The sequence below is a fragment of the Stappia sp. genome (genome assembly GCF_965276915.1).
Classification (GTDB): Bacteria; Pseudomonadota; Alphaproteobacteria; order Rhizobiales; family Stappiaceae; genus Stappia.
Genome location: NZ_OZ255709.1, coordinates 917,501 through 943,668 on the forward strand (window position 1 = coordinate 917,501; position 26,168 = coordinate 943,668).

Below are 26,168 nucleotides of genomic sequence, written 5' to 3' on the forward strand. Positions count from 1 at the left end.
CGACTTCCCCGCTGTCTCCAGCATAGACTCAGTGAAATTGAATTCCCCGTGAAGATGCGGGGTTCCTGCGGTCAGACGGAAAGACCCCGTGCACCTTTACTACAGCTTCACACTGGCATTCGTCACGACATGTGTAGGATAGGTGGTAGGCGTCGAAGCAGGAGCGCCAGCTCTTGTGGAGCCACCCTTGAAATACCACCCTTGTCGTCATGGATGTCTAACCGCGGCGCAACAACGTCCGGGACAGTGTGTGGCGGGTAGTTTGACTGGGGCGGTCGCCTCCCAAATGGTAACGGAGGCGCGCGATGGTGGGCTCAGAACGGTCGGAAATCGTTCGACGAGTGCAATGGCATAAGCCCGCCTGACTGCGAGACTGACAAGTCGAGCAGAGACGAAAGTCGGTCATAGTGATCCGGTGGTCCCTCGTGGAAGGGCCATCGCTCAACGGATAAAAGGTACGCCGGGGATAACAGGCTGATGATTCCCAAGAGTCCATATCGACGGAATCGTTTGGCACCTCGATGTCGGCTCATCACATCCTGGGGCTGGAGCAGGTCCCAAGGGTTCGGCTGTTCGCCGATTAAAGTGGTACGTGAGCTGGGTTCAGAACGTCGCGAGACAGTTCGGTCCCTATCTGCCGTGGGTGTAGGAGAATTGAGAGGATCTGTCCCTAGTACGAGAGGACCGGGATGGACGTACCTCTGGTGGACCTGTTGTCGCGCCAGCGGCATAGCAGGGTAGCTATGTACGGAACGGATAACCGCTGAAAGCATCTAAGCGGGAAACCGGCCTCAAAACCAGTTCTCCCTTGAGAGCCGTGGAAGACCACCACGTTGATAGGCCGGGTGTGGACGTGCAGCAATGCATGAAGCTTACCGGTACTAATAGCTCGATCGGCTTGATCACTCTCATTAGTCAATGCCCATCATAATCAATTGCCTCAAAATGAGGCGCTGCCAAAGCAGCCTAAGACCAGTTCACAATTTTTGCGCTCTGCCGGCCTGGTGGCCATTGCGGGGACCCAAACACCCGATCCCATCCCGAACTCGGAAGTGAAACGCCCCAGCGCCAATGGTACTGCGTCTCAAGACGTGGGAGAGTCGGTCGCCGCCAGGCCCGCAAAGCGCAAAAAAAAACTCTGCAAAAATAACAAACATGATTAACGCGGGGTGGAGCAGCCCGGTAGCTCGTCAGGCTCATAACCTGAAGGTCGCAGGTTCAAATCCTGCCCCCGCAACCAAGATAGAACCGCCAACTCATTGAGTTGGCGGTTTTTTTGTTTCTGGTGACCTGCTCCCCGGTTTGCCCGCGTCTATAAGTCAGCCCTGTTCATGCCTTGGTCCATTGCGGAGCGGGTTGCAAATTCGTTCAGGGTGAGCCCGTCGAGGCTCGCTTGCGGCCGCCACGCTTGCGAACGGTAAGCCGTTCCTCGCGATAGAGCCGGTAGAGCTTCTTCCAGTTCACCTCAACGCCCTCGCGCTTCAGCAGGATGTGCAGGCGCCGATAACCGGACCACCGGCGTTGTGACGCCAGTTCTTTCAGCCGCTTTCGCAACTCCGCATCGTCCGGTCGCGCCGATTGGTAGCGATAAACACGCGGATCAATGCCCACCATCCCGCAGGTGCGTCGTTGCGAGTAGCCTTGGTGTTCGATAGCCTGGCTCACGGCATTCCTCTTCGAACCGGGCGTCTGAAGTTTTTCCGAGCATCTCGCGGTGCGTCGAGACATCCGTCATCGGCTCCGCCGGAAGCTTCTTCAGCTTCGCGTTCTCTACCTTGAGAGCCTTCAGCCGCCTGGCTTCCGAAACCTCCATGCCGCCATACTTCGAGCGCCACTTATAAAAAGTCAGCGTCGCTGACACCGTATTTGCGGCATAGATCAGCGTCCGACATGCCAGCCTGGTGCTCTTTCAAAATGCCTGTGATCTGCTCATCGGAAAACGTGGATCGTTTCATCGCCTGTCTCCTTCGCCAGGGGCCGGCTAACCTCACAGTGGGGACAATTCAGGGGAGCAGGTCACTAGGTGTCTGAAAAGGTGAAGGATCAAACACGAAACCATGAGGCAAAGACGCTTGCTTCACCGCAAAGCCGCCGCCTAATATGAAAACCCTGATGGGCCAGAACCTCCCCTAAACCAGAACCTCCCCTAAATCAGCTCGGTCGTTGTCCCAAAAACTTCTGACAACGGACACCCTCTCCATTGCGGGCAAGGCGTTTTGCATCTAAAACACCGAAAAGGCCATCCTGATCGAGCTGACATGACTGACTCCCCCAATCACAAGGTTTACTTCGTCCCCGGATTGCATCGGGGTCTCAAAGTGCTCGAGCTACTCGGCGCGGCGGGGGAGGCGATGTCGATCAGCGACATCGGTCGCGCGATGGGGTTGAGCCGGTCATCGGCCTTTCGCCTGGTCTATACGCTGCGCCACATGGAATTTCTCAAGGAAAGCGAGCAGAAGGACACCTATACTCTCGGCGCAAGGGTCCTGAACCTCGGCTTCGCCTATCTGAATCAGCAGCCGATCGCCACGATCGCCCGTCCGCACCTGGCCAGCCTGCGGGACAAAACCGGCGTCAGCGCACATCTCAGCGTGCTGGAAGGGCAGGACGTTCTGTACCTCGGCAGCCACCAGGCCAGGACCGGCTATGTCTCGAACATGGTGACGGGGACGCGGGTGAAGGCCTATGTCATTCCGGTTGGATGGGTGCTGTTGACGGCGCTGGACGATGCCGAGCTGAAGGCCTTCTGCGCCGGCCAAAAGATGGTGCCAACAACCGAGCATACGCCGACGACCTATACCGAGCTGAAAGCCAAGGTCGCCAGCGTGCGGGAGCAGGGCTATGTCTTCTCGCGCGGCTTTCACGAGCCGGGCGGGTCGAGCGTCGCGGCACCGGTGCGCAATAACACCGGCCGGGTAGTCGCCTGCGTCAATGTCTCTGGGCCGGACAGCGGGTTCGACTTCGACCAGTTGGATAGCCTTTACATCGCCGAAACGCGGGCGACCGCGCTCCAGATCTCGCGTGGGCTCGGGTATCTGGGCGACAACTGAGGAATGCGTCAGGCCAGCGCGAGAATCGCGCGGGCCTCGGCAGGAGTGGCAATGTCGCCGCCAAGGTCGCGTATGATCCTGATTGCCTTCTCCACCAGTTGGGCGTTCGACCGGCAATGCTCGCCGCGGTCGATGTAGGCCGTGTCCTCCATCCCGATACGGCAGTGCCCTCCCAGCAGAAAGGCCTGCGCCAGCATCGGAAAGGCCATCCGGCCGATTCCGAAGGCGGCCCATTCGCTGCCGGCTGGAAGTTGGCCGACGAGATAGGCCATCGTCTCGGGGTTGGCGACGGCGCCGAACCGGACGCCCAGGACCATCTGCACCATAAGCGGCGCTGTCAGAACGCCGCGCGCCACGAAATCCTTGACCATGTGCAGATCGCCGGAATCGAAGATCTCGATTTCCGGTCTCACGCCGGCGGAGATTATCCTCTCGGCCATTATGGCAAGGTTGCGCGGGCTGTTGATCACGCTGGCTTGGCCGGACCACATGGTGTTGAAGTCCAGCGTGCAGATGTCGGGAAGGAGGGCCTCGATATGGGCAACCCGGCGCTCGGGCGCGCAAAGGGTCGAGCCGGGTGCAGCTACCCTCGGATCATCGTCCGACGGGATGAAGCGACCACCTTCGCCCGTCGTCAGGTTGAGCAGGACTTCGCTGTTCTCCGAGCGGATCCGGTCGACGAGTTCGCGGTAGAGCGCCAGGTCCATCGACCCTTTCGCCGTTTCCGGATCGCGGACGTGCAAGTGTACGATTGTCGCCCCCGCCGCCGCCGCATCCAGCGCCTGACGCGCAATCTGCTCCGGCGTGACTGGCAGGCAGGGGCTGATCTCGGGTGTCATCAGGTTGCCGGTGATCGCGGCGGTAAGGATCGTCTTCCTGCTCATGCTCGGCCGTCCAGTGCGACATGAACCGCTGCGGCGAGCGTATCGGCGATGTGTTCAATCTCGTCCGGCGTTGATGTATAGGCTGGCGCGAGCAGGACGTGGTCGCCTAGCCGCCCATCAGCACAGCCCTGCGCCGAGTAGGTCATTACCCCGCGGGCGAACGCCTCGGCCTGGATGTTCTGCGCGACGGAGCGTTCGACGGGGAAGGGGGCCTTGGTGTCGCGGTCGGCGACCGCTTCAATCGACCAGAACAGGCCCCGGCCGCGAATGTCGCCGACATTGGGGTGTTGGGCCAGACGGAAATGGAGCGCCTGTTGCAGCTGCTCGCCCCTGGCACGGACACTGGCCAACAGCCCATCGTCTTCGATCACCTGCTGGACGGCCAGCGCTCCCGCCGTTGCGACTGCGTGGGACATGTAGGTGTGCCCGTTCCACAAAGTCCCGCTGCCGGTTTCGATGGCGGCGATCACCTTCTCGGCAGCCATGACCGCGGCGATCGGTTGGTAGCCGGCGCCCAGGCCCTTGGCCAGCGTGGTGATGTCGGCGCAGATGCCTTCCTGTTCGAGCGCGAACAGGGATCCGGTGCGACCCATGCCGCACATCACCTCGTCGGCGATGAACAGGACGCCGTGCGCGACGCAGATTTCGCGGATCCGCTTGAAATAGCCGGCGGGCGCAGGCTGCGTTCCCAGCGAGGCACCCACCACCGGCTCGGCCACGAAGGCCATGACGTTCCGGGGGCCGAGCTCGAGGATCTTCGCCTCCAGCAGGTCGGCCATCCGGCGCGCGTAATCCGCTTCGGCTTCGCCGCTCTCGCGCAGGCGATAGGCATAGGGAGCCTCGATGTGGCCAACCTCCATGAGCAGCGGCTGAAACGGTGCGCGCCGGCCGGCGTGGCCGCCGGTGGCGAGGGCGCCGAGGGTGTTTCCGTGGTAGCTGGGTGAGCGCGCGATGATCCGGACGCGCTCGGGCTGACCGCGTTCCAGGTGGTATTGCCGCGCGAGTTTCAGGGCGGCTTCCATCGCTTCCGAGCCGCTGCCCAGGAACATCACACGCCCGGCGCCAGTGCCTTCCGGCGCGCGGTCGACCAGGAATTTTGCGAGTTCCTCGGCCGGTGCATTGGTGAAAAAGGACGTATGGGCAAAGGACACCTGGTCGAGCTGATGCTTCAGGGCGGCAATCACTTTGGCATTGTCATGGCCAAGGCAGGATACTGCCGCACCGCCACAGGCATCCAGATACCGATTCCCCGCGTCGTCCACGAGGTAACTGCCTTCACCACCAACAACTGAGGGAAGGGTTGATTTCAGGTTGCGGTGGAGCACACTGGACATGTTCATTCCGTCTTGCATATGGACATGTGTTTTGTATATTAAACGAAATCAGCGAGCTCAAGGAAAATTCTCCAAGAGCCGAAAAATTGAGGAGTTTGACTTGGCAGGTGCCCTGGAGGGGCTGCGGATCATCGAGGTGTCGCAGGTGCTCGCGGCTCCGTTCTGCGGCTATCAGTTCGCCTTGCTTGGCGCGGACGTCATCAAGGTCGAAAACGCGCGGACGCCCGATTGCGCGCGCGGACGCGGCCCGGTGCCGGCGCTGAACGCACGCGCAATCGGGTTGACCTATCAGGTGCAGGGCGCAAACAAGCGGTCGCTTGCGCTCGACCTGGCGGACCCGCGCGGAGTGGCCGCCTTGCAGAAGCTCGTGGATACGGCGGATGTCTTCATCGAGAATTATAGGACGGGAACACTGGACGCGCTGAACCTCGGCTACGACACTTTGCGTGGGATCAATCCCCGGTTGATCCACTGTTCGATGACGGGATACGGAGAAACCGGGCCGAAGGCGCGTAAGGGAGCCTATGACAACACGATCCAGGCCGCCTCCGGGATCATCTCCCAAAGCGCGGGGCAAAAGCCCGGCCTGTCGTTTGTCGACTACGCCGCCGGATATGCGGCCGCCTTCGCAATTGCTGCGGCAGTCGTGCAACGCCACCGGACCGGCGAGGGCTGTCATATCAGCGCGTCGATGCTCGAGGTGGCCATGTCGCTGATGGCCCCCGAAGCGGCCGCCCTTCAGGTGGCGCCAGCTGCTCCGAAGCGGGAAGAAGCCGGGATCGCGGCTTATGAGACGGCCACCGGACCACTGATGCTGGGTGCATTCAGGCCGACCCAGTATCGCAAGCTCGGTCGCTGCCTGGCCAAGGCCGGATATTCGCTGCCGATTCTCGATGAGATCAGGGATTGGCCCGATGTCTGGGCCAATTCCGCCGCGATCCGGGTCACGCTTCAGGCGATCTTTCGGCAGCGGGGTGCAGAGGAATGGGTCGGTATGCTCGACAGCGCGGATGTGCCGGCGGAACGGATCGTAACGCTTGGTGAGGCGGTCGCTTCGCGCCAGCTGGCGGAGCGGGGCTATTTCACTGAGTCACCGGATGACCCTTCGGTCCGTCTGCCGGTGGCAGGCTACACGATGTCGCGGGGCGGACCTGAAGTCACGATGGCGCCTCCCGAGCTGGGCGCGCACAGCCGGGCGGTGTTGCTGGAGGCAGGATTGCCCGATTCCGAGATCGACGCCCTGATCGCGGCAGGGGTGGTGCGATGACGCCGCGCCTCATCGCCGAACCAGCCTTCCGGCTTCCCGACGAGTTGCGACACCGGGGCGAACCCTCCGCCTGGGCGAAGATGACCCGCCCTGGGCAACCGATGCATTCCTTCCTTGAGGCTGCCTTCTTCGATGCCGAGCGCAACCTCTGGCTCTGCGATGTGCCCTATGGTCGGGTGTTCCGGATTACGCCCGGCGGCGAATGGACGATGGTTCACCGGATCGACGGTGAGCCACATGCCATGCGAATTGCACCCGACGGGCGGCATATCGCCGTGGACTATCGCCACGGGGTGATCGAGTTGAGGGACGAAAGCGGCTTCACGGTTCTTGAGACCGGGGCCGAATCTTGCGGTTTCCTGGGTCTTTCCGACATGTGCTACGGGCCGGATGGCCGGCTCTGGTTCACTGACAGTGGCCGCACCTCGCTGAGCGACCAGCGGGGCAGGGTCTGGTGCCGGATGCCGGACAGCAAACTGCGGCTGGTGCTCGATTGCGTGCCCTATTCCAACGGTATCTGCCTGTCGCCGGACGGTGCCTGGGTCTATGTCGCCGCCACCCGCGCCAATCAGGTCTGGCGGCTGTCGTCGCACCTGCCCGCCATGGGCCAGCCGATGGTCGGGGTCTTCCTGCAACTGTCCGGCGGTCTGGGGCCGGACGGTCTGGCCACCAACACCCGCGGCTGGCTCGCCGTCGCGCAGGCGCAGGCCGGGCGCGCCTATGTCTTCGATGCCCTGGGAGATCCGGTCGCAGAGATCCGCCTGCCCGAAGGTCTCTGGACCACCTCGGTCGCCTTCGGCCCAGGCGAACCGTCCCGCCTTTTCATCGTCGATGCCCAGACCGGCACCGTTTTCACAGCAGCAATCCCCGACTGACGGAACCCTTCAATGAACAAAGATGACCTGCACGGCTATGTCCCCGCAATCGCCACGCCTTTTTCCGCGAAGGGCGAAATCATGGAGGACGCCTTTGTCGAGCTGTTCGAGTTCCTGATCGGACGGGGGGCGACCAGCATCTGCATCGCGGGCGACAACGGCGAGAGCTGGGCCCTGACCGCCGCGGAACGTGGTCGGCTCGTGCGTCTGGCCAAGGATACGTCCCGAGGTCGTGTTGGGGTAATGATGGGCATTTCGGCCCCTACGATCGAAGCCTGTCTGGGATACGTACGGGCGGCCGAAGAGAACGGGGCGGATGTGCTTCTGTCGATGCCGCAGACCTATGTCCTGAAGGCTTCGGAAGCGGAACTGATGGCCCGCTTCGACAAGATCTCGGCGGCGACCGGGCTGCCACTGGTCCTGTACAACTCGCCGCGTCGGATGGGCTTCTCGCTGACCGTGGACCAGACCGAGACGCTGGTGAACGCGCATAACGTCATCGGCATCAAGGAAAGCCAGCGCGACTTCTTCTATCATACACACCTGCTTGCACGTTTGGGCGGGAAGATGTCGGTGATGACCGGCCCGTGCCACTATATCCTGCCGGCCTTTGCGCTGGGCGCGAAGGGTTTCATCGCCACCGGCCCCGAGTTTACCGATCTGTTTCCCTCGCAGATGCAGAAAGTCGGGACTTCCGCGCCTGACGAGACCTATCGCAAGGCGCACTACCAGCTGACGGTCATTTACGAGACGCTAATGGGGACAGGCACGTGGCCCGCGGCCTTCAAGGCGGCGTTGAACCTGATCGGCCAACCGGCGGGCGTGCCGCGCGACCCGGTCCTGCCGCTGAGCGGGCAGGATCTCGACAAGATCCGGCGCACCTTTGACGTGCTGGGGATCAGCTACAGATGATCCGCCTCGTTCCCGATCACTCCGCCCGGATCCAACGCTCGGAGAAGGTGCCTTTTACCTTCGACGGGGTCGCATTGATGGGGTGCGCGGACGAGAACCTTGCTGCGGCGCTGATGCAGGCGGGAGTTCTGCATCTGCGGAACGCACCGGGCGACGGTGCTCCGAGAGGTGCGTTCTGCATGATGGCCCTATGCCAGGAATGCGTGGTCTTCGTGGATGGGCAGAGTGTTGAAAGCTGCCGTCTCACGGTATCGCCCGGCCTTGTTGTCAAGTCGCGGCGGTGACGGTGCGATGCAGGACATAGTCGACATTTCTATCGTCGGCGCCGGCCCGGCCGGTGCGACCGCAGCTCTGGTCGTCGGCCAGGCGGAGTGTCGGTCCTTGCTGATTGACGAGCAGGGCCAGGCGGGCGGACAGGTCTGGCGGGCCAAGGACAGATCCATCCTGTCGGCCCCGGCGACCCCCGAGAGCCGTTCCGGCGACAATCTGCGCGAGAGGCTCGCCGCAAGCGGTGTCAGGCAGATGACCGACACGCGGGTCTGGCAGATCGAAAGGCAGGGCGAGCATTGGGTCATACATACCCTGCGCAATGGCGCCGCAGGTCGCCTGCATAGCCGTGCCGTCATACTGGCGACGGGCGCGCGCGAGGAGGCGCAGCCGGTTCAAGGGTGGACCACTCCGGGTGTCATCGGACTTGCCGGTGCAACCGCGCTGTTCAAACAGTCGATCCGGCTGCCTGGCCGGGCAAGCGTGGTTGCGGGCACCGGGCCGCTGGTATTCTTCGTGGCCAGCGAAATTCGCCGGCTGGGGGGAACGGTGGCGGCAGCTGTTACACCCAACACCCGCGCCGACTGGCTGGCACGCCTGCCGTCGATGGTGGCGCGACCCGACTTGCTGTGGCGCGGCGGGCGCTGGGTCGCCGACCTGATGCTGGCCGGCGTGCCGATCTACTGGGGCCATGCCGTGAAAACCGTTTTCGGAGACGACCGGGTCACCGGTGTCACCCTGTGCCGCCTGGCGGCCGATGGCACGCCGCTTCCGGGTGACATCGGGATCGTGGCGGATTCCGTCTGCCTCGGGGGCGGTCTTGCCCCATCTACCGAGGCGGCGCAGATGGCCGGTGTGGCGGTCCGGTACCGACCCGAGCTCGGCGGGTGGGTTTCCGAAGCCGAATTGGACGGCAGCACCGCTCGCGAAGGACTGTTCCTCGCGGGAGACGGTTGTGGCATCAGAGGCGCGGTCGCGGCCGAATTGCACGGCCAGATCGTCGCCCGGACCGCCTTGCGCCATATCGGGCAGGCCAGCGCGTCCGATCCGGCTCTGGAAAGGGCCTATCGCCGCGCGTCGCGTTTTGGCGAGGCGATGACCGCCCTGTCGGCGCTGCGTGCGGACACGATCGGCCTGGCCACGCCCGACACGGTCGTGTGCCGCTGTGAAAGCCTCACCCGGCGTGCCATCGAGGCCGAGATCGAGTCGGGTGCGGTCAGCAGCAATGCGGTCAAGTCCGGACAGCGTGCGGGCATGGGGCCTTGTGGCGGCAAATACTGCCAGTCATCTGTGGCCAGGCTTATCGCGTTGCATGAAAACCGGGCTTTGTCCGAGATCTCACCACCAACGCCGCGGCCGCCGATACGCCCGGTTCCGGTGTCCGCTCTGGCGGGCGACTTCGACTATGGCGATTTGCCCATGCCGAAACCGGCACCGCTATGAACGAGAACCACGACATCGCGGTAATCGGCGGCGGCATCATGGGTTGCGCCGCAGCCCTGCGCCTGGCCTCAGGCGGGATGGCGCCGATCGTGCTCGACCGTGGCGACCTGGGGCAGGGGGCCTCCGGCGTCAACGCGGGCACGCTCTCGTTGCAGATCAAGCGGGTCAGGCTGATGCCTTATGCGCTGAAGGGCCATGAGGAGTGGGCGCGCATGGGGGATGCGGTCGGCTTTCGCCGCACCGGTGGCTATACGCTCGCCTTCACCGAGCGCGAGGCAGAGCTGCTGGTGGAACGCCAGACGCTCAAGGCCGAAGCCGGCGCGCCGATTGAGTTCGTGACGAACAACCAGATCCTGACCGCAGAACCGAACCTGACCCGCCGCGTGCTGGCGGCGAGCTATTGCCGCGAGGACGGCTATGCGAACTCCTCGCTGACCGGCCAGTATTATCGCGGACGCCTGCGCGAGGCCTCGGTGCCATATCGCGAGCGCTGCGCGGTGACGTCCATCACCCGCGATACGCAGGGCTTCGTGCTGCACACCGGTGGCCCGCCAATAAAGGCCAGGCGGATCCTGCTCGCGGCGGGCGCCTGGCTGAAACCGGTGGCCGCGATGCTTGGCGTCGATCTGCCAGTCGATGCCCGGATCAACACGGTTTCGGTGACGGAACGGATGCCGCCGCTGTTAACGACGGTCATCGGTCACGCGACCGGTTTGCTGACCATGAAGCAGAAAGGCAACGGTACCATCCTGATCGGCGGTGGCTGGCAGGGGCGCGGCACGCCGCAGGAAGGCAGGGGCGAAGTCATCGCCGACAGTCTCATTCCGAACCTGTCGCTGGCTCAATTCGCCCTGCCGGAGCTGGGGCAGGCGCGGGTTCTCCGCAGCTGGACCGGCTTTGAAGCCAACGTGCCCGACTTCTACCCGCTTGCCGGAGAGCTTCCCGGCGTGCCGGACGCATTCGTGCTGGGCTGCGTGCGCGGCGGCTATACCATCGGCCCCTATATCGGCCGGCTGATGGGTGATTTCATCCTGGGGCACAGCCCTGAAATGCCTTTGTTCGATCCGGGGCGAGATTTCGAAAAGGACGCGACATGAGCGCTGGTTTCAACGACCTTTGCCGCTTGGACGGAAAGCTTGCCGTCATCACCGGCGGCGGCAGCGGGATCGGCGAAGCCACCGCCCGGGTCTTTGCCGCGGCGGGCGCCAAGGTCGTCGTCACCGGGCGCCGGATCGAGCCGATCAAACGGGTCGCCGACGCGATCGGCGGTCATGCGATCGCCTGCGATGTTGCGGATCAAGCGCAGGTCAGGAGCATGTTCGCCGGGGCGCTCGCAATTACCGGGCGGGTCGATGTTCTGCTGAACAACGCTGGCGGTCCCGGCCCGATCGCGCCGGTCGCCGAGGTCGAGATGGCGGACTGGATAAATTGTCTGAACATCAACCTGGTCGGTGCGATGTACTGTCTCCAGGAAGCGGCCCGGATCATGAGCGCGCAGCGTTCGGGGTCGATCATCAACATGTCGTCGCTCATGGGCATCGAAGGCTATCCGATGCGCTCGGCCTATGTCGCTTCGAAGTTCGCCCTCATTGGCATCACCGAGACCATGGCCCGCGAGCTTGGGAGCGTCGGGGTTCGGGTCAATGCGTTGATGCCAGGTGCGGTCTCTGGCGAGAACATGGATCGGATCCTGAAACGGCGATCCGAAGCGGAGGGACGCCCGGTCGAGGAGATCGAGCGCGAGAACTACACCGACGTTGCCGCGCTGAAACGGTGGGTTGCCCCTGAAGAGGTCGGCCGCGCCGCGCTCTACTATGCCTCCGACCTGTCATCGGCGATCACCGGCGACAAGATGAAGGTCGACTGCGGGCGGTTTTGACCTTGCCCGGCCTGCGCCCGAACCGCGCAGCGACCCTTCGGGCATCGGGGCATGCTGGCGAGGCGCAATCGCTGCGACGGGCAAGTTCCACCAATCGCAGAAGTGCCGAAGCAGAGCACTTTTCGTTTGATATGCAAAACTACGTCTCGTATATTAATGTTGTCAGAACGGCGTGCGCTGTAGCTGCAAGTTGGAAAAGATCGAAAACGCAATCACTTAACGACAGGAGAAGCCGTTGAAACAGATCACACATCTTCTTGCAGCCATAGCTGTCGTCGGATTGGCCACGACCGCTCCGGCCCTGGCGCAAGACAAGACGCATGCGGTTGCATCCTTTATTTCAGGCGGTCCGACGGGCACCTGGTACCCGACGGCCACCGCGATTTCCGACATGGTCAATAAAGCCTATGAAGGCCAGCCGGTCAGCACGCTGCCAGGCAAGGGTGCCATCGGCAACGCACTGGCTGTCGGTTCGGGGCAAGTGGACTTCGGGCTTTCCTACGGTCCCTTCCTTCTCGCGGTGTACGAAGGAAACAACCCGGTGCTCAACCGTGACGGTCTGAAGGATCTGCGCGTTGTCGCCAGCGTGGTGCCAAACACCGTCCAGATCGTCTTGGCCGGTGATGTGCCCGATACCGTGTTTTCCGACATCAAGGACGGCGGGAAACTGCGAATCGGCGTCGGGGCGAAAGGATCATCCAATCTGTTCGGCATCGAGAAGATCCTGATGGAAAATGGCGCGGATTTTGCGGCGGTCGAGCGCAACGGCGGTTTTGTCATGGAAGGCGCGCAGGAAGGCCTTCTGGATGCATTCCTGAACCGGCAGATCGACGTCTACACGAATACGGTCGGCACCGGGGCGAGCGACTTCCAGCAGGCGCTGGCGACACGCAGTTCGCGTCTCTACGCCGTTCCCGAGGACATCCGCCAGAAAATGATCAAAAACTGGGGTTATGTGGCCTATGACATCCCGGCCAACACCTATGCCGGCCAGACCGAAGTGGTGCCGTCGCTCGACCTGTCGACGCTGGTAATCACCAACGCGTCGATGGACGACGACATGGTCTATGAAATGGTCAAGCGCATGGCGGAGAACAAGTCGCGCCTGGTGTCGGCCTACAGCGGGTTTGCCAACTGGGAGCCGAAGGACATGGCCATCGGCGCGCCGATCCCCCTGCATCCGGGTGCAGAGAAGTATTACCGCGAAGTCGGCTGGATCAAATGAAGCCGGCCTGACTTGAGGCCACCGCCCCGGGATCTTGTCCCGGGGCGATCCAATAACAACGGCAATACCACCGGCACAGAGATCATGATGACGGATACAACGGCAGTTGATGCTCCCGTGGGTGAAACGCCTCTCGATATTCCCGCCCTGTCGCAGGCCGAGTTCGAGGCCTCGATCTTCCCCGCTGAACAGCGCCGAACGCACGGTCTGACCCGGCATGTCATCCGGGTCGCCTGCGCTGCCCTGACCATCTTCACGCTATTCTTCGCCTTTCGCACGACGATTGGCGAGATTGCCAGCCGGGGCCTTTACCTCGCCTTCGCGGTTCCGCTCAGCTTGCTGCTCTACCCGGCGCTTCACCGCAGCCGGAAGGATGGACCCTCGATGCTCGACTGGGGGCTCGCCGCGCTTGCGGTGATCGCATTCGGGTGGGCCGTCATCTCGCAGGAACGTTGGCTTGACCGTTACGTGGGTTTCGATCCGATACCGAACTACGATATCGTCTTGGGTGTCATCGCGCTGATCGTGACTTTCGAGGCGACGCGTCGCACGGTTGGCGGCGTGATCGTGGGATTGAACCTTGTCTTCGTCGTCTACGCCGTTACCGGACCCTATTGGCCAGGGCTGTTCCAGCATCGCGGCATCAAGCTCGATGAGTTGATCGAAACGCTCTACATGGACACCAGCGGGCTGTTCAATTTCATCACCGGGATCATGGCCACGTTCCTCTTTGCATTCCTCCTGTTCGGGGTATTGCTCAGGGCCACCGGTGGTGACGTGATTTTCACCAACCTGGCTCTCTCGGTAGCCGGACACCGACGCGGCGGACCCGCGAAGGTGGCGGTGATCTCGTCCGGATTGATGGGGATGCTTTCGGGCTCTTCAATTTCCAACGTCGCCACCACCGGTGTGATGACGATCCCGCTGATGAAGCGCACCGGCTACAAGCCGGTCGAGGCCGCCGCCATCGAGGTGGTGGCCTCGGTGGGCGGCGCGCTGGCGCCGCCGCTCATGGGGGCCGGAGCCTTCATCATGGCCAACCTGACTGGGTTGCCGCTGACGACGATCCTTCTGTATTCGGTTGCTCCGGCCATCCTGTACTACCTGACCCTCTATGTGTTTACCGACACCATCGCCGCCAAGCGGGACCTGAAGGGCCTGCCGCGCGAACAGCTTCCGACCCTGGTATCGGTGTTTGCCAGCGGTTGGCACATCCTGGGTTCGATCCTGATCCTGATTGGCCTGCTGCTGCTTGGATATACGCCATACTTCGCCGCCGCGGCCTGCGTCATCGGCACCTTTCTTGTCGCGATGATGCGCCGGTCCACGCGCCTGGATTTCCACAAGACGATTGCACTGCTGGAAGCGGGGGCGCGGACGGCGCTGAACATCTCGGCGCTACTGGCCAGCGCAGCCCTGATCTATGGCGTGGTGGTACAGACCGGTCTGTTGACCAAGGTCACGTCGATCCTGCTGACTTTCTCCGGCGGTTCGGCGGTGTTCGCGATCATCCTGCTGGGGCTTATCAGCTACTTCGTCGGCATGGGGCTGCCGGTAACGGCCTCCTATGTCATCATTGCCGCGCTTGGCGCACCCTTCTTGCAGGATCTGGGCATATCGCTTCTGGCGGCGCATCTGATCATCTTCTGGTTCGCGCAGGATTCGACGATCACCCCGCCGATCTGCATGACCGCGATGGTCGGTGCCCGGATTGCCGGAGCGCCGCCAATGCAGACCGGCTGGCTGAGCGTGAAGATCGCCAAGGCGCTTTACCTGCTGCCCTTCGTCTTCGCCTTCGGCGGACTGCTGGATGACCGGATCCACGTCGTCGTGCTGACGACCGTTGCCTTGGGTGTCTGCCTCAGCGCGATGCAAATTGCGCTGATCGGATACTGGCGCCGGCCCCTGAGCCTGCTCGAGCGCGGTGGCTTCTCGCTCTTAAGCGTCACGAGCTTCCTGGCCTCGATTGCGGATACGCCAAGCGAAGCGGCAATTTGCGTTGGTATCACGGCGGTGGTTGCAGCGGTTCTGGTAGTTTCCTCGAGAAGAGCCATCATGCTTTGATCGCACACTCGAATCCACGTCACTACTGTCCGTTGTCAGAGGTTTTGGGACAACGGGCTGTCGAACAGATAAGTCGGCCAGCACCTTGAGGAACAGGAGCTACGCCACGGCACGAACTAGGCCGCTGTGGTCGCCGGTAAGAGGAGTTTTTAGGAGATCATCGACCGGCAGCAATGGTCGCAAGTTAAGATGTGTGCAGGCCCCCGCAACCAACGTAGAACCCCCAACTCATTGAGTTGGCGGTTTTTCTGGCTCGATGATGTCCGACCTTGCCGGGACATCCATGCTGCCGCCCTGGACTTTCCCCTGTGGGTCTCCCCGCGGCAGGCTAGTCAGTCGGCCGTTGATCGGAGTTCCCGCATGATCTCCTCCGCCACCATGGACGTTGCCAGGCCGAGACTGCGTTTTCCCCGCTGGACGAGCGAAAGGATGTTCTTCCCCATCGTGCGATCGCCGATCCGCAGGTAGCGAAGGACGCCGTTGCGGTGTTCCTCCGCCATGTCGAACCTGCTGAGGAAGGCGACGCCGTCCCCGGAGGCGGCAAGACATTTCATGGTCTCGATGGAGTTGGTCAGGAAAGTCGGCTCGACATCGAGGCCGGCGCTTGCGAACGCATCCGCGACAATGCCGTGGATGAGCATCGACCTGTCGGCAAAGATCAGCGGATAGGGCTGGCAATGGGCAAGCGACAGGGAGCCCGTGCCGGTCAGCGGGTGGTCGGGAGAAACCACGGCGCCAAGCCGGGTGTCCAGCCTCGCAAGTTCCTCCAGCTGGGGCGACGGCGGCAGATTGAAGGCGAGCCCCAGATCGGCCTCCCCGTCCATGACCGATTGCAGGATGTCGCGGATGAACATGACCCGGATCGATATCTTGATATGCGGATGGCGGGCGCAGAAGTTCGCCGCGGCCTTCGGCACGATGCCGCCGGCAAGCCCGTTCATCGTGGCGATGATCACCTCGCCGCCCTGAAGCGTTTTCAGGTCGCGGATTTCCGCTTCGACCTGACTGTACTCCTTCATGGTCCTGCGAATATGGGCGAGGAGAATCTCGCCCGCCGGCGTCAGGCGCAGTCCCCTGGGCAGTCGCTCGAACAGCGGCTCGCCGATGGCTTCTTCCAACTGCAGCACATGCTTGTTGATTGCCGAGGATGCAATGTTGAGACGTTCGCCCGCCCCGCGAATGGACCCGCAGCGCGCGACTTCGTCGACATAGCGTAACACGCGAGAGTGCAGCATGGCCGGTTTCCTCCTCTAGTGCTCTCGAAACGAGAGCAATTCGGACGGAAAATACTGCTTTTCTGAAGCGCTTCAATCCCTTCTTCTGCTCTCCGGAACACGCAACGTCATCGGGCTGCAAAGGGAGGGAAGCCGTGAACCAAGCTGCAACCGGTCACTACGACAAGGTTCGTGCGATATTCGACATTCTGAACGGGAACAAGGAGGCGGATCTGCTCATCAGGAACCTCAACATTCTCGATGTGCATGGAGAGACCGTCTACCAGGGCTCCATCCTGGTCTACGACAAGAGAATTGTGGCTCTGAACCCGGATGAGGCGATCACCCGCGTGAAGGAGACGTTCGACGGCAAGGGGCTCTATGCGATCCCCGGACTGATCGATGCGCATTTGCACTTCGAGTCCCAGCTGGCCAATCCGACGGCACTCGCCGAGGCGATGGTGCCCTGCGGAACCACCACGATCTATGCGGAGTGCCTGGACCTGCTCAGCGCGGCGGGCGATGACGGCGCCGACGTTGCCAGAGACCTGTTCCGCGATCATCACAAGTTGCCCTACAGGCTCTTCGCCTTCGCGCCGGGGAAGAAGACGCCGGCGGCGGTGACCCGGGCGGTTCTCGACATGGAGCCCGTTATCGGTCTGGGCGAATTCGAGCACTTTACCTACAGCTCCGGAAACGACGACGACTTCCGCAAGGCCGCCTGGGTTCGCGAACGGGGCGGTTTCATGAACGGGCATTGGGGCGTAACGGCCCTTTCCGACATGATGCTGAACTATCTGCCGGCGATCGGTGTCTCCAACAACCACGATGTGTGGAACGAGGACGACATCGAAAAGAGCATCCGCTACGGGTTCCCGACGCATATCAAGTTCGGCGTGGGCAGCAGCGAGGTCATCAAGAGGCTGCTGCGGGCGATCGTCGACCGCAAGTTCCCGACCGACAATTTCATGCTTTGCACGGACAACATATCCATCGAGCGCCTGCGGACGATGGGCCATATGGACTGGATCATCTCGCTCTGCGCGGAGATGGGCATCAATCCGATCAAGGCCATCAAGATGGCGACCTACAACACCGCCCGCTCGTTCCACATGGAAGACCGGATCGGTTCCCTGACGCCTGGCCGTTTCGCGGACATCGTCCTGACCGACAGCCTGTCGCGGATCAATCCGCTCTATGTCTTCAAGGACGGCGAACTGATTGCCAGGGATGGCAAGCTTCTGCGGAACGCCGACATCGACTATTCCGGCATGTGCACCAAGGGCGTTGCCGGCGCCGGCGATCTGACACCGCAGATGCTGGACATCGTGCCGATCGAGGTGTCCGAGGACGGGACGAAGGCCAAGGTCTATCTGTTCGACGTCTATGGCCGGGGCCATGACCAGTTCTACCGGGAAGTCTGGGTGCCTTTCAGGGACGGGAAGGTCGTTCCGGAAGTCGAGGGCAACACCCATGCCCGCCTCTCGGTGGTGCAGAGATATCCCGACGGCAAGCGGCACGTCGTGAACGGGTTGTTCAAGGGAGTTAACCTGGATCGCGGAGCGGTCGCCACCTTCTGGCCGGCACCGAAGCCCTATTTCGTCGTCGTTGGGCGGGACAGCGAGGAAATGTGCCACTGCATCAGGCAGGTGGACGCCTATTCCGGTGCCTGCATCGTGACGGACGACAAGGTCGACAAGGCCGTGATGCCGCTCGAAATCCACGGGGTCATGGCAAACATGTCCGTGGAGGAGTTGACGTCCAGCGCAACAGCCATCGATGCGGCCCTGGAGGAGTTGGGCAACAGCAACGAAGGCGAGCCTGTCGTCAACAAGCTGCTGAGCCTTTTCATCTCGCTGCACCGGTTCCGGTTCATGGCCTGACGCCTGCGGGGATGCGGGACGTGTCGACGGACGCCTGGCGTCCGTCGACGGGGAGGACTGCGGACAGGTCGGGGACGGAACCTCGATGTCCGCGCAAGACAACTTCAAGAGAGCGTGGAGCAGGAGACGCCGCGACGGCGGCGGCCACGTGCAAAAAAACGGTTCGGGAGGACAAATGGCCAATCATTCGGCAAAAGCGGAGATCGTCGACACAGGCAGCCTGATACGGCGCTGGATCGTCTATATCCTGGGTATCTATGTGCTCACCCTGGGCATCAGCCTGGCCATCCGGGCGGGAATCGGCGTCTCGCCGCAAAGCAGCCTGACCAGGACGATGACGCTGATCTACACCCCTCTCAGCCAGGGCGCCTACAGCTTCATCTTCGATCTGATCATGTTGTTCCTGGCCTATCTGGTGCTGCCCAGGAAATTCAAGATGATCAGTTTTCTGGGGCTGGTACCGGCGGCGGTGCTGGGAATATTCCTGGACCTGAACCTGTTCCTGACGGAGTTCGTGAAGCCGGACGAATATTACGCCAGGGTGGCGTTGCTCGTCTTCGCCGACGCGGCTCTGGCCTTCGGGCTGTTCCTGATGATCCGCGCCAATCTCATCCTGATGCCGACCGACCTGTTCGTGAATACGGTCTTCGAACGCACGGGCTGGAAGTGGGGCAACGTGAAAACCGGCTTCGACTGCGCGCTGCTGATAACGTCGGTGCTGGTCGGCCTCAGCTTTCTCGGGGATGTCCACTTCATTCGCGAAGGCACGATCATCAACGCGATCCTGGTGGGGCAGTATATCAAGCTCTACTTCTTCCTGTTCAAGAAGCTCGACGGGCGAAAACGGGCAGCCGCGCCGGCCGCGTAGTCGATGCGGACGGAATGCGCATGCCGCATTCAGCAGCGGGATCCCGAAACACGGGATCCCGTTTGCGTTTCCGGAACGCGGGCACGGGCAGAGCAAACGAAGGGAAGGGCGGAACGCCGGAAACCGTTTCAGCCAAGCTCCAGCGTGGTGATGCCGAAGATCCCGTCGCTGCGAAGTGCGGGCGTCGGGCCGCGATACATGCGCATGGTCTCGAAGCCCTTCGACATGCCCTGTCGCAAGAGCGTGTCGGCGAAGCTGCCGCTGGTCTCCGGCACGTCGATATGGATTTCGCAATCGCACCTGAGGGACAGCTCCGACAGCAACATCCCGGCCGTCGCCTGCTCGGCTGCGAAGAGCGGGCCGATCTTCGCGCCTTCGCGGCATCGGCGAGCAACGCCGTAGCCAAGCACCGTTTCTCCCTCCATGCAGACCAGTGCGATGTGAGGCGCTGAAAGCCACCCTTGCAGGAAGGCCGCTCTCGGAGCGGGAAAGAACGCGCGATCAAAATCTTCCAGCATCGGCAGCATGCCGGGAGAGACCGGTTGAACATTCGCGGATCCGCTCGCCGGCGCCGCGATGGTTCCGCTGTAGCGGAACGTCCGGTAGGCGGGCACGAACCCCATGGCACGGTAGTTGGCCTGCTGCTCGGGCACGCCGTCGAGACCCAGGGTTCTTCCCGCGAGCCGGGTCATGCCCGCATCCCAGACAGTCTTGCCGAAGCCCTTGCCGCGCATGTCCGGGCGGCAGATGTAGAGGCCGATGAAGCCGAATGCGGTTCCGTAGGAGATCGCCGAGATGCCGGCAACCATCTCGCCGTCGACGAAGGCTCCCAGGAACCCGTCAGGGTCTGCCGGCCGAAGAGCGGTCGCATCCTGCTCTCCGGGGTTCCAGCCTTCGGCCGCGGCCCAGTCGATGAGTGTCTCGACCTCGGAGGGTGCGAGTGTCCGGATCCGGGCATTCGTCATCACGCGGGAACCTGCGTCCTGGGGGCGAAGCCGGCCAGAAGACCGGAATAGGCCTTGCTGGCGGGCAGGGCGTAGGCGCCCCTCTTGCTGGTGGAAAGGCCGAGGGAAACGAGCGCCTCGGCCTGCTTGACGGCTGCGCCTACGCCGTCGATGACGGGCACTCCAAACTCGGACTGGAGCCGGGCCGCAAGGTCGGCCAGGCCGGCGCATCCAAGGATGATGGCCTCCGCCCGGTCGGCCTTGAGCGCGCGCGCGATTTCCTCGCGCAGCCTGGCGCCGGCGCCTGATCCGGGCTCCTCGAGGGACAGCACCGGAACACCGACGGCACGAACGCATGCGCGCGAACCCATGCCATAGCGACGCACCAGATCTTCAAGCGGCACGCGTGAGCGCTCCGACAGCGTCACCACGCAGAACCGCTGGGCGACGAAGGAGGCAAGTGCCAGCGCCGCCTCGCAGGGGCCAATGACCGGAATGCCCGCCTGGGCGCGGGCGGCGTCGAGGCCGGTATCGTCGAAACAGCCGATCACGGCGGCGTCCGCGCCGTTCGCTTCGCCCTGCCGGATCTCGGCAAGCAGGCCCGGGATTGCCAGCGCTTCATCGTAGTATCCCTCGATGGAGGCCGGCCCCATTGTCGAGGTGACAGCCTCGATGGCCGTGTCGGGAGCTGCGGCGGCCCGCGCGGCGCGGGCAATCGTCTCCGTCATCGAGGCGGTGGTGTTGGGATTGACGACGAGAACGCGCATTCTCACGCCGTGTCCTGTCCGCGCAGCCGGCGACGGCCGATCCAGACAATAGCGCCCAGGGTGAGCAGGATCACGAGAAACGAGAACAGCGTGGTCACGGTTCCCAGCGCGTAAAGCACGGGAGTGGTGACGTTCGTCGTCATGCCGTAGATCTCGAGAGGCAGCGTGTTGTAGGTGCCGGCCGTCATCAGTGTGCGGGCGAACTCGTCGTAGGAGAGCGTGAAGCCGAACAGGCCGACACCGATCAGCATCGGGGCGATCATCGGCAGAACCACATGACGGAATGTTTGCCAGGACGTCGCTCCAAGATCTCTCGCCGCCTCCTCGTAGGACGGGGAGAACCGGTTGAACACCGCGAACATGATCAGCACGCCGAAGGGCAATGTCCAGGTCAGATGTGCGCCGAAGGCGGACGTGTACCAGGATGGCCGCAGGCCGAGCTGCTGAAACATGACGCCAATCCCGAGCGAAATGATGATCGAGGGAACCACCAGGCTGGCGATCGAAAGATAGAACAGCGGCGTCGCGCCGACAAACTTGCGGCGGAAGGCCAGCCCGGCGAGCAGCGAGACAACGACGGTCACCAGCATCACCATGATGCCGAGCAGGAACGAGCGGCGGAAGGAACTGCCGAAGTCCCCGACCGCTTGCTGTTGCGTCAGGTTGTGGAACCAGTGCAGCGACACGCCGTCGAGCGGGAACGTCAAACCGCCGCCGGGACCCTGGAACGAGAGGATCAGGATGGCCGAGAGCGGGCCGTAGAGAAACAGCACGAACAGCGCGAAGAACAGCGCCAGGAACCAGAACTCGGCAGTCCGCCTTTCACCGTTCATGTCAAAGCTCCTTGCGGATGTCGACGATGCGCAGGATGCCCGCCACCATCAGGAGAACGAGAACGAGCAGCACCACCGCGTTCGCCGCCGCGGCCGGATATTGCAGCAGGGACATCTGGTTGCGCATCATCAGGGCGACCGAGGCGCTCTGGCCGCCGGACATGACCTGCACGGTGATGAAGTCGGCCATCACCAGGGTGACGACGAAGATGGTGCCGATTGCCATGCCCGGTTTCGCCAGGGGCAGGATGACATTCCACAGAACCTGTCGGCCATTGGCGCCGGCGTCCCGCGCGGCTTCGATCAGGGACCGGTCGATCCGCATCAGCGTGTTGAAGATCGGCGTCACCATGAACAGCGTGTAGAGATGCACCATCGCCAGCACCACGGCGAAATCGGAATAGAGCAGCCATTCGATCGGAGCGGGTATCAGTCCCGCATCGATCAGCGCCGAGTTGACCAGACCGTTGCGGCCGAGGACCGGTATCCAGGAGATCATCCGGATGATGTTGGAGGTCAGGAATGGCACCGTGCAGACAAGGAAGAGCACCATCTGCATCGTTGTGGTGCGGATGTGGAAGGCGAGGAAATAGGCGACCCAGAAGCCGATGAAGAGGGTCAGCGCCCAGACGATGGCGGCATAGCGCAGCGTGTTGAAATAGGTTCGCCACGTTACCCTGGACCCCAGCGTCTCGGCGTAGTTGGTCAGGACGAAGTCCGGATAAAGGCGGGCGAAATCGTAGTCCCAGAAGCTCACCGCGGTGATCATCAGCACCGGTGCCAGCAGGAAAGCGCCGAGGATGAAGGCCAAGGGGGCGGCCTGCATGTAGGCCGACAGTCCGGTGACGAGATCGAGCGCGGCCCTTGCCGGCGACGTACGGCGCCCGGTTGTGGTGATGGTGGCCCCGTCTTGGGCGGTGGCGGTCATCGAAGGCCTCGCTGGATCGTGGATGAGACTGCGGAAACGCCGCCCCGTTCCCTCGGGAATGGGGCGGCTTCCATATCAGGCGGCGATGAATTCGTTCCAGCGGCGAACCATGTAGCGATCCTCGTCCATCACCGAGTTCCAGCAGGCGACCTTGCCCATGCGTTCCTCGAACGAGCCGCCGTCGCGCACCGCACCCGCCTTTTCCATGACCGAGCCGTCCGGCGACAGGATGTCGCCCTGGGCCGGCTTGCCCTCGACCCAGAAGCCCCACTCGTCCCCGGACATGTATTCCTTCGCCGTTTCCATGGCGGCGGAATAGTAGCCCTGGCGGTTGAGATAGGCGCCTACCCAGCCGGACAGGTACCAGTCGATATACTCATAGGCCGCGTCGAGCTTCGCGCCCGACAGGTGCCTGGCCAGGCCGATACCCCCGCCCCACGAGCGATAGCCCTCCTTGAGGGGCTGGTAGACGCAAGGGATGCCCCGCGCGCGCACGGCGGCGACGGCCGGCGACCACATCGACTGGATGATGACCTCGCCGGAGGCCATCAGGTTGACGCTTTCGTCGAAGCTCTTCCAGAATGCCCGGAACTGACCGTCCCGTTTGGCCTTGATAAGGAAGTCGATCGTCTTGTCGATCTCCTCCTTGGTCATGTTCCCCTTGTCGGCATACGTCACCTCGCCCATCGCCTCCATGATCATGGCGGCGTCCATGATGCCGATCGACGGGATGTTGAGGATGGATGCCTTGCCCTTGAAGGCGGGGTCCATGATATCGGCCCAACTGGAGATCTCTCGGCCGACCAGGTCCGGGCGAATGCCCAGCGTGTCGGCGTTGTAGATCGTCGGCACCATCGTCATCCATTCGGTCGGCTCGCTGGCGAAGCTCGTGGCCTCCTGCGATTCGACGAAACCGACCGTATGCGGCGCCGTACCCTGGGCGACGACGCTGTCCGGGGTCAGCTTGCCGTTGATGAAGAGCGGGACGATCTTGTCGTAGTACTTCAGCCGGCCGGTTTGCATCGGCTGCATCACGCCGGCCGGATAGACCTTCTTGGCGATCCAGTACTCGATATCGGCAATGTCGTAGGAATCGGGCTGCGTCACCGCGCGCTGGGCCGCGGCATCGGAGTCGGTTGCCGTCATCTCCAGGGTGATACCGAGGTCTTCCTTGCACTTCTGGGCGATGGCATTGAGGTTCGAAACGCCCGTGCCGAACTGGCGCAGGGTGATCGGATTCTGTGCCCAGATGGTGGGAAAGCCGGTGATAGCGCCCGCGCCGGCGGCAAGGCCCGCCGTGGCCGCGCCGCTCTTCAAGAGCGTGCGGCGTGAAATGCCGGCACCGGTTCCTGTCGGTTTTGTCATGACGTGTTCCCCTGTCTTATTGATGTGGATGGTTCATGAAGCAAGCCGGCCGAGGACGATGGCGTCCTCGGCTTTCCATGCCAGAGGCACGGCATCGCCAACCGAAAGCGGGTTGGTGAAGTAGGCGGCGTCGTCGATGATCGCCGAGAAGTCCCCGATCCCGGCGCCGTTGACCGACAATCTGACGGAAGACCCCCGGTACTCGACATTGCCGACAGTGCCTTTGAAGCCGAGATCGGGATCGGGGCTTTCGACGATCCGCACGCGGTCCGTTCGAATGGCGATATCGACCTCCTCGCCCGGCCGGAGCTTGCCGCCCGTGGCGGTGAACGTGCCGCCGTTCCCGACCTGCACCGAGAGCGAACCGTCGCTGGCCCCGGCCACTACCCGGCCCGAGATGACGTTGTGATCCCCCATGAAGCGCGCAACGAAAGCCGTGGCTGGCCGCTCGAACACGGTTCGCGGGGAGGCTGCCTGTTCGATACGGCCGTCATTCATCACCACGATCATGTCGGCCAACGCCATCGCTTCTTCCTGGCTGTGGGTGACATGGACGAAGGTGATGCCGAGGGACGTCTGGAGCTTCTTGAGCTCCGCCCGCATCCTGATCTTCAGGAACGGGTCGAGTGCCGACAGCGGCTCGTCGAGAAGCAGGGCTTCGGGATCCGTGATCAGCGCCCGGGCAAGGGCCACACGCTGTTGCTGGCCACCGGAGAGCTGGGCCGGTCGGCGGCCCGCGTAGTCTTCCATCTGGACAAGGGCGAGAAGATCCAGCGCCTTCTCACGTCGTCGGTCCCTGGAAACCCCCTTCATCTTGAGACTGAAGGCGACATTGTCGAGGACGTCGAGGTGGGGAAACAGGGCGTAGGACTGGAACATCATCGCCGTGCCGCGCCGGGCGGGCGGCAGGTCGGTGACGACCGTGTTCCCGAGCCGGATGTCCCCCGAGGAGACGCTTTCGTGGCCGGCGATCATGCGCAAGGTCGATGTCTTGCCGCAACCGGACGGACCGAGCAGGCAGCAATAGCTACCCGCCGGGATCTTCAGGCTGACGGCATGAACGGCCGTCGTCTCGCCGTAAACCTTGGAAACCGAGGCGATGTCGATCGCGGCAGCCTTGCTCATTCAACTTCCCCCATGTTGAACTTGGGAAAAGCATCATGCGTGCCAGTTCTCCGGATTCCCGGTAGAGGTTTGATATCAAATATCTAAACGACCCGGGTCGTTGACGCGGTCGTGCGGGGGTGCATAAATGATGTGCGATTGCTTTCGATTTAATGCGATGATTGTATGCAATCTTCAGGGCGATTGCGTTTGAAAACCATCTTCCCTGTTGGCGATATCGGGACTAAACGAACCACATGGAACCGGCTGGGATGAACATCGCACGCGTCGGAAACGACAGGGTGGACGGTGCGGAGGATCGCGCGCAGGCGATACACGACCATCTGCGCGATGCCATCGTCGACCGTCGTCTCGCGCCGGGGGCCAAGCTCTCCGAGAGTGAGGTGGGGGCCCTGTTCGACGTCAGCCGCACGGTGGCTCGCTCGGCCCTGCAGATGCTGGCCTTCGAGGGGCTGGTGCGCAGCGAGCGCAATCGCGGCGCCTTTGTCGCCAATCCGTCTCCGGAAGAGGCGCGGCAGGTCTTCGCCTCGCGGCGCCTGATCGAGCCGGCCATCGCGACGGAAGCATGTGCAAGGGTCACGCAAGCCGACATCGACGCGTTTGCCGAACACCTGCGCGAGGAGGCCCGCCTCCTGTCGGAACGCGGGCCGAATGCGCGCCGCGCCGAGATCAAGGCGTCGGGCGATTTCCATCTTCTGCTGGCCTCGGTCGGCGGCAACGCCATTCTCAAGCGCTTCATGGAAGAGCTGATTGCCCGCTCCTCCCTCGTCATCGCGCTTTACGGAAAGTCCGGGGCATCAAGCTGCGGCCACGGCGAGCACGAGGGCATTCTGGCGGCGTTGAGGGACCGGGATGTCCAACGCCTGAGTGGTCTCGTGCTGCATCATATCGACCATCTGGAGGCCGATCTCGACCTGCGGCCGAAGGACGGGCTGGCGCTCAGGGACGCGTTGCAGATACCTGGCTGACTGCCGACAGGGCAATTTTCAAGGACCGCCTTCGCGGCTTGAACCCTGCCGACCGGGGTCGGCAGGGTCCGGC

22 protein-coding genes, 1 tRNA gene, 2 rRNA genes and 1 pseudogene (1 of these 26 cut by a window edge) are annotated in these 26,168 nt (G+C 62.9%); 16 read left to right on the forward strand and 10 right to left on the reverse strand.

What is annotated here, in order from left to right; translation table 11 throughout:
* From ACQY46_RS04250 to ACQY46_RS04260, 3 genes are all read left to right on the forward strand, one after another.
* Positions 1-906: ribosomal RNA gene (locus tag ACQY46_RS04250) — 23S ribosomal RNA — on the forward strand; it begins 1,817 nt to the left of the window's first position.
* A 94-nt stretch (positions 907-1,000) separates the two neighbouring features.
* Positions 1,001-1,116: ribosomal RNA gene (gene rrf, locus ACQY46_RS04255) — 5S ribosomal RNA — on the forward strand.
* Positions 1,117-1,163: 47 nt separating this feature from the next.
* Positions 1,164-1,240: transfer RNA gene (locus tag ACQY46_RS04260), tRNA-Met, on the forward strand.
* A gap of 146 nt (positions 1,241-1,386) precedes the next feature.
* Here the strand turns inward: ACQY46_RS04260 and ACQY46_RS04265 are convergent.
* A pseudogene (locus ACQY46_RS04265) lies at positions 1,387-1,955 on the reverse strand (transposase); the annotation flags it as partial.
* A 303-nt stretch (positions 1,956-2,258) separates the two neighbouring features.
* On the opposite strand from ACQY46_RS04265, the gene ACQY46_RS04270 reads away from it, so the two are divergent.
* Positions 2,259-3,050 (forward strand): IclR family transcriptional regulator, encoded by a 792-nt coding sequence (locus ACQY46_RS04270; protein ID WP_428699052.1) that lies wholly within the window; start codon positions 2,259-2,261, stop codon positions 3,048-3,050.
* Positions 3,051-3,058: 8 nt separating this feature from the next.
* Here the strand turns inward: ACQY46_RS04270 and ACQY46_RS04275 are convergent, their stop codons facing one another.
* Both ACQY46_RS04275 and ACQY46_RS04280 read right to left on the reverse strand, forming a co-directional pair.
* Entirely contained in the window at positions 3,059-3,934 is an 876-nt protein-coding gene (locus tag ACQY46_RS04275; RefSeq protein WP_428699053.1) for a 3-keto-5-aminohexanoate cleavage protein, read from the reverse strand.
* The gene (locus ACQY46_RS04280; RefSeq protein WP_428699054.1) at positions 3,931-5,268 is read right to left on the reverse strand and encodes an aspartate aminotransferase family protein; all 1,338 of its coding nucleotides are present in this window, start codon (positions 5,266-5,268) and stop codon (positions 3,931-3,933) included. The genes ACQY46_RS04275 and ACQY46_RS04280 overlap by 4 nt, the downstream gene beginning before the upstream one ends.
* Positions 5,269-5,368: 100 nt before the next feature.
* Between ACQY46_RS04280 and ACQY46_RS04285 the strand changes: the two genes are divergently transcribed.
* The 9 genes from ACQY46_RS04285 (at position 5,369) to ACQY46_RS04325 (ending at position 15,200) form a co-directional block, all read left to right on the forward strand.
* The gene (locus tag ACQY46_RS04285) at positions 5,369-6,535 is read left to right on the forward strand and encodes a CaiB/BaiF CoA transferase family protein (RefSeq protein WP_428699055.1); all 1,167 of its coding nucleotides are present in this window, start codon (positions 5,369-5,371) and stop codon (positions 6,533-6,535) included.
* Positions 6,532-7,410: an SMP-30/gluconolactonase/LRE family protein gene (locus tag ACQY46_RS04290; protein ID WP_428699056.1), complete on the forward strand. Its 879-nt coding sequence runs from the start codon at positions 6,532-6,534 to the stop codon at positions 7,408-7,410. Before ACQY46_RS04285 ends, ACQY46_RS04290 begins: the two co-directional genes overlap by 4 nt.
* A 12-nt stretch (positions 7,411-7,422) precedes the next feature.
* Positions 7,423-8,322: a dihydrodipicolinate synthase family protein gene (locus ACQY46_RS04295; RefSeq protein ID WP_428699057.1), complete on the forward strand. Its 900-nt coding sequence runs from the start codon at positions 7,423-7,425 to the stop codon at positions 8,320-8,322.
* Complete coding sequence (locus ACQY46_RS04300) at positions 8,319-8,606, forward strand: (2Fe-2S)-binding protein (RefSeq protein WP_428699058.1); 288 nt, start codon at positions 8,319-8,321, stop codon at positions 8,604-8,606. Before ACQY46_RS04295 ends, ACQY46_RS04300 begins: the two co-directional genes overlap by 4 nt.
* A 7-nt stretch (positions 8,607-8,613) precedes the next feature.
* Complete coding sequence (locus tag ACQY46_RS04305; protein ID WP_428699059.1) at positions 8,614-10,032, forward strand: FAD-dependent oxidoreductase; 1,419 nt, start codon at positions 8,614-8,616, stop codon at positions 10,030-10,032.
* Entirely contained in the window at positions 10,029-11,129 is a 1,101-nt protein-coding gene (locus tag ACQY46_RS04310; protein WP_428699060.1) for an NAD(P)/FAD-dependent oxidoreductase, read from the forward strand. The genes ACQY46_RS04305 and ACQY46_RS04310 overlap by 4 nt, the downstream gene beginning before the upstream one ends.
* On the forward strand, positions 11,126-11,911 hold the full coding sequence (locus ACQY46_RS04315) for an SDR family NAD(P)-dependent oxidoreductase (protein ID WP_428699061.1): 786 nt from the start codon (positions 11,126-11,128) through the stop codon (positions 11,909-11,911). The genes ACQY46_RS04310 and ACQY46_RS04315 overlap by 4 nt, the downstream gene beginning before the upstream one ends.
* A 235-nt stretch (positions 11,912-12,146) precedes the next feature.
* Entirely contained in the window at positions 12,147-13,136 is a 990-nt protein-coding gene (locus tag ACQY46_RS04320; protein ID WP_428699062.1) for a TAXI family TRAP transporter solute-binding subunit, read from the forward strand.
* A gap of 87 nt (positions 13,137-13,223) precedes the next feature.
* Positions 13,224-15,200, forward strand: a complete 1,977-nt coding sequence (locus ACQY46_RS04325) for a TRAP transporter permease (RefSeq protein WP_428699063.1) — start codon at positions 13,224-13,226, stop codon at positions 15,198-15,200.
* A gap of 332 nt (positions 15,201-15,532) precedes the next feature.
* Here ACQY46_RS04325 and ACQY46_RS04330 read toward each other — a convergent pair whose 3' ends face one another.
* Entirely contained in the window at positions 15,533-16,435 is a 903-nt protein-coding gene (locus tag ACQY46_RS04330) for a LysR family transcriptional regulator (protein ID WP_428699064.1), read from the reverse strand.
* A gap of 134 nt (positions 16,436-16,569) precedes the next feature.
* Here ACQY46_RS04330 and ACQY46_RS04335 point away from each other — a divergent pair, with 134 nt between their 5' ends.
* Both ACQY46_RS04335 and ACQY46_RS04340 read left to right on the forward strand, forming a co-directional pair.
* On the forward strand, positions 16,570-18,297 hold the full coding sequence (locus ACQY46_RS04335; protein WP_428699065.1) for an adenine deaminase C-terminal domain-containing protein: 1,728 nt from the start codon (positions 16,570-16,572) through the stop codon (positions 18,295-18,297).
* Between the two features lie 175 nt (positions 18,298-18,472).
* Entirely contained in the window at positions 18,473-19,165 is a 693-nt protein-coding gene (locus ACQY46_RS04340) for a YczE/YyaS/YitT family protein (protein WP_428699066.1), read from the forward strand.
* Positions 19,166-19,293: 128 nt separating this feature from the next.
* On the opposite strand, the gene ACQY46_RS04345 is transcribed toward ACQY46_RS04340, so the two are convergent.
* The 6 genes from ACQY46_RS04345 to ACQY46_RS04370 form a co-directional block, all read right to left on the reverse strand.
* Positions 19,294-20,130: a GNAT family N-acetyltransferase gene (locus ACQY46_RS04345; protein ID WP_428699067.1), complete on the reverse strand. Its 837-nt coding sequence runs from the start codon at positions 20,128-20,130 to the stop codon at positions 19,294-19,296.
* Positions 20,130-20,876 (reverse strand): aspartate/glutamate racemase family protein, encoded by a 747-nt coding sequence (locus ACQY46_RS04350; RefSeq protein ID WP_428699068.1) that lies wholly within the window; start codon positions 20,874-20,876, stop codon positions 20,130-20,132. Before ACQY46_RS04350 ends, ACQY46_RS04345 begins: the two co-directional genes overlap by 1 nt.
* Before the next feature lie 2 nt (positions 20,877-20,878).
* Positions 20,879-21,709, reverse strand: coding sequence for an ABC transporter permease (locus ACQY46_RS04355; protein ID WP_428699069.1), 831 nt, complete (start codon positions 21,707-21,709; stop codon positions 20,879-20,881).
* A 1-nt stretch (position 21,710) separates the two neighbouring features.
* Positions 21,711-22,637, reverse strand: a complete 927-nt coding sequence (locus ACQY46_RS04360; RefSeq protein WP_428699070.1) for an ABC transporter permease — start codon at positions 22,635-22,637, stop codon at positions 21,711-21,713.
* A gap of 75 nt (positions 22,638-22,712) precedes the next feature.
* Positions 22,713-24,002, reverse strand: a complete 1,290-nt coding sequence (locus ACQY46_RS04365) for an ABC transporter substrate-binding protein (protein ID WP_428699071.1) — start codon at positions 24,000-24,002, stop codon at positions 22,713-22,715.
* Between the two features lie 33 nt (positions 24,003-24,035).
* Positions 24,036-25,127, reverse strand: a complete 1,092-nt coding sequence (locus ACQY46_RS04370; RefSeq protein WP_428699072.1) for an ABC transporter ATP-binding protein — start codon at positions 25,125-25,127, stop codon at positions 24,036-24,038.
* A 251-nt stretch (positions 25,128-25,378) separates the two neighbouring features.
* Here ACQY46_RS04370 and ACQY46_RS04375 point away from each other — a divergent pair, with 251 nt between their 5' ends.
* Positions 25,379-26,095 (forward strand): GntR family transcriptional regulator, encoded by a 717-nt coding sequence (locus ACQY46_RS04375; protein WP_428699073.1) that lies wholly within the window; start codon positions 25,379-25,381, stop codon positions 26,093-26,095.
* Positions 26,096-26,168: the final 73 nt, after the last annotated feature.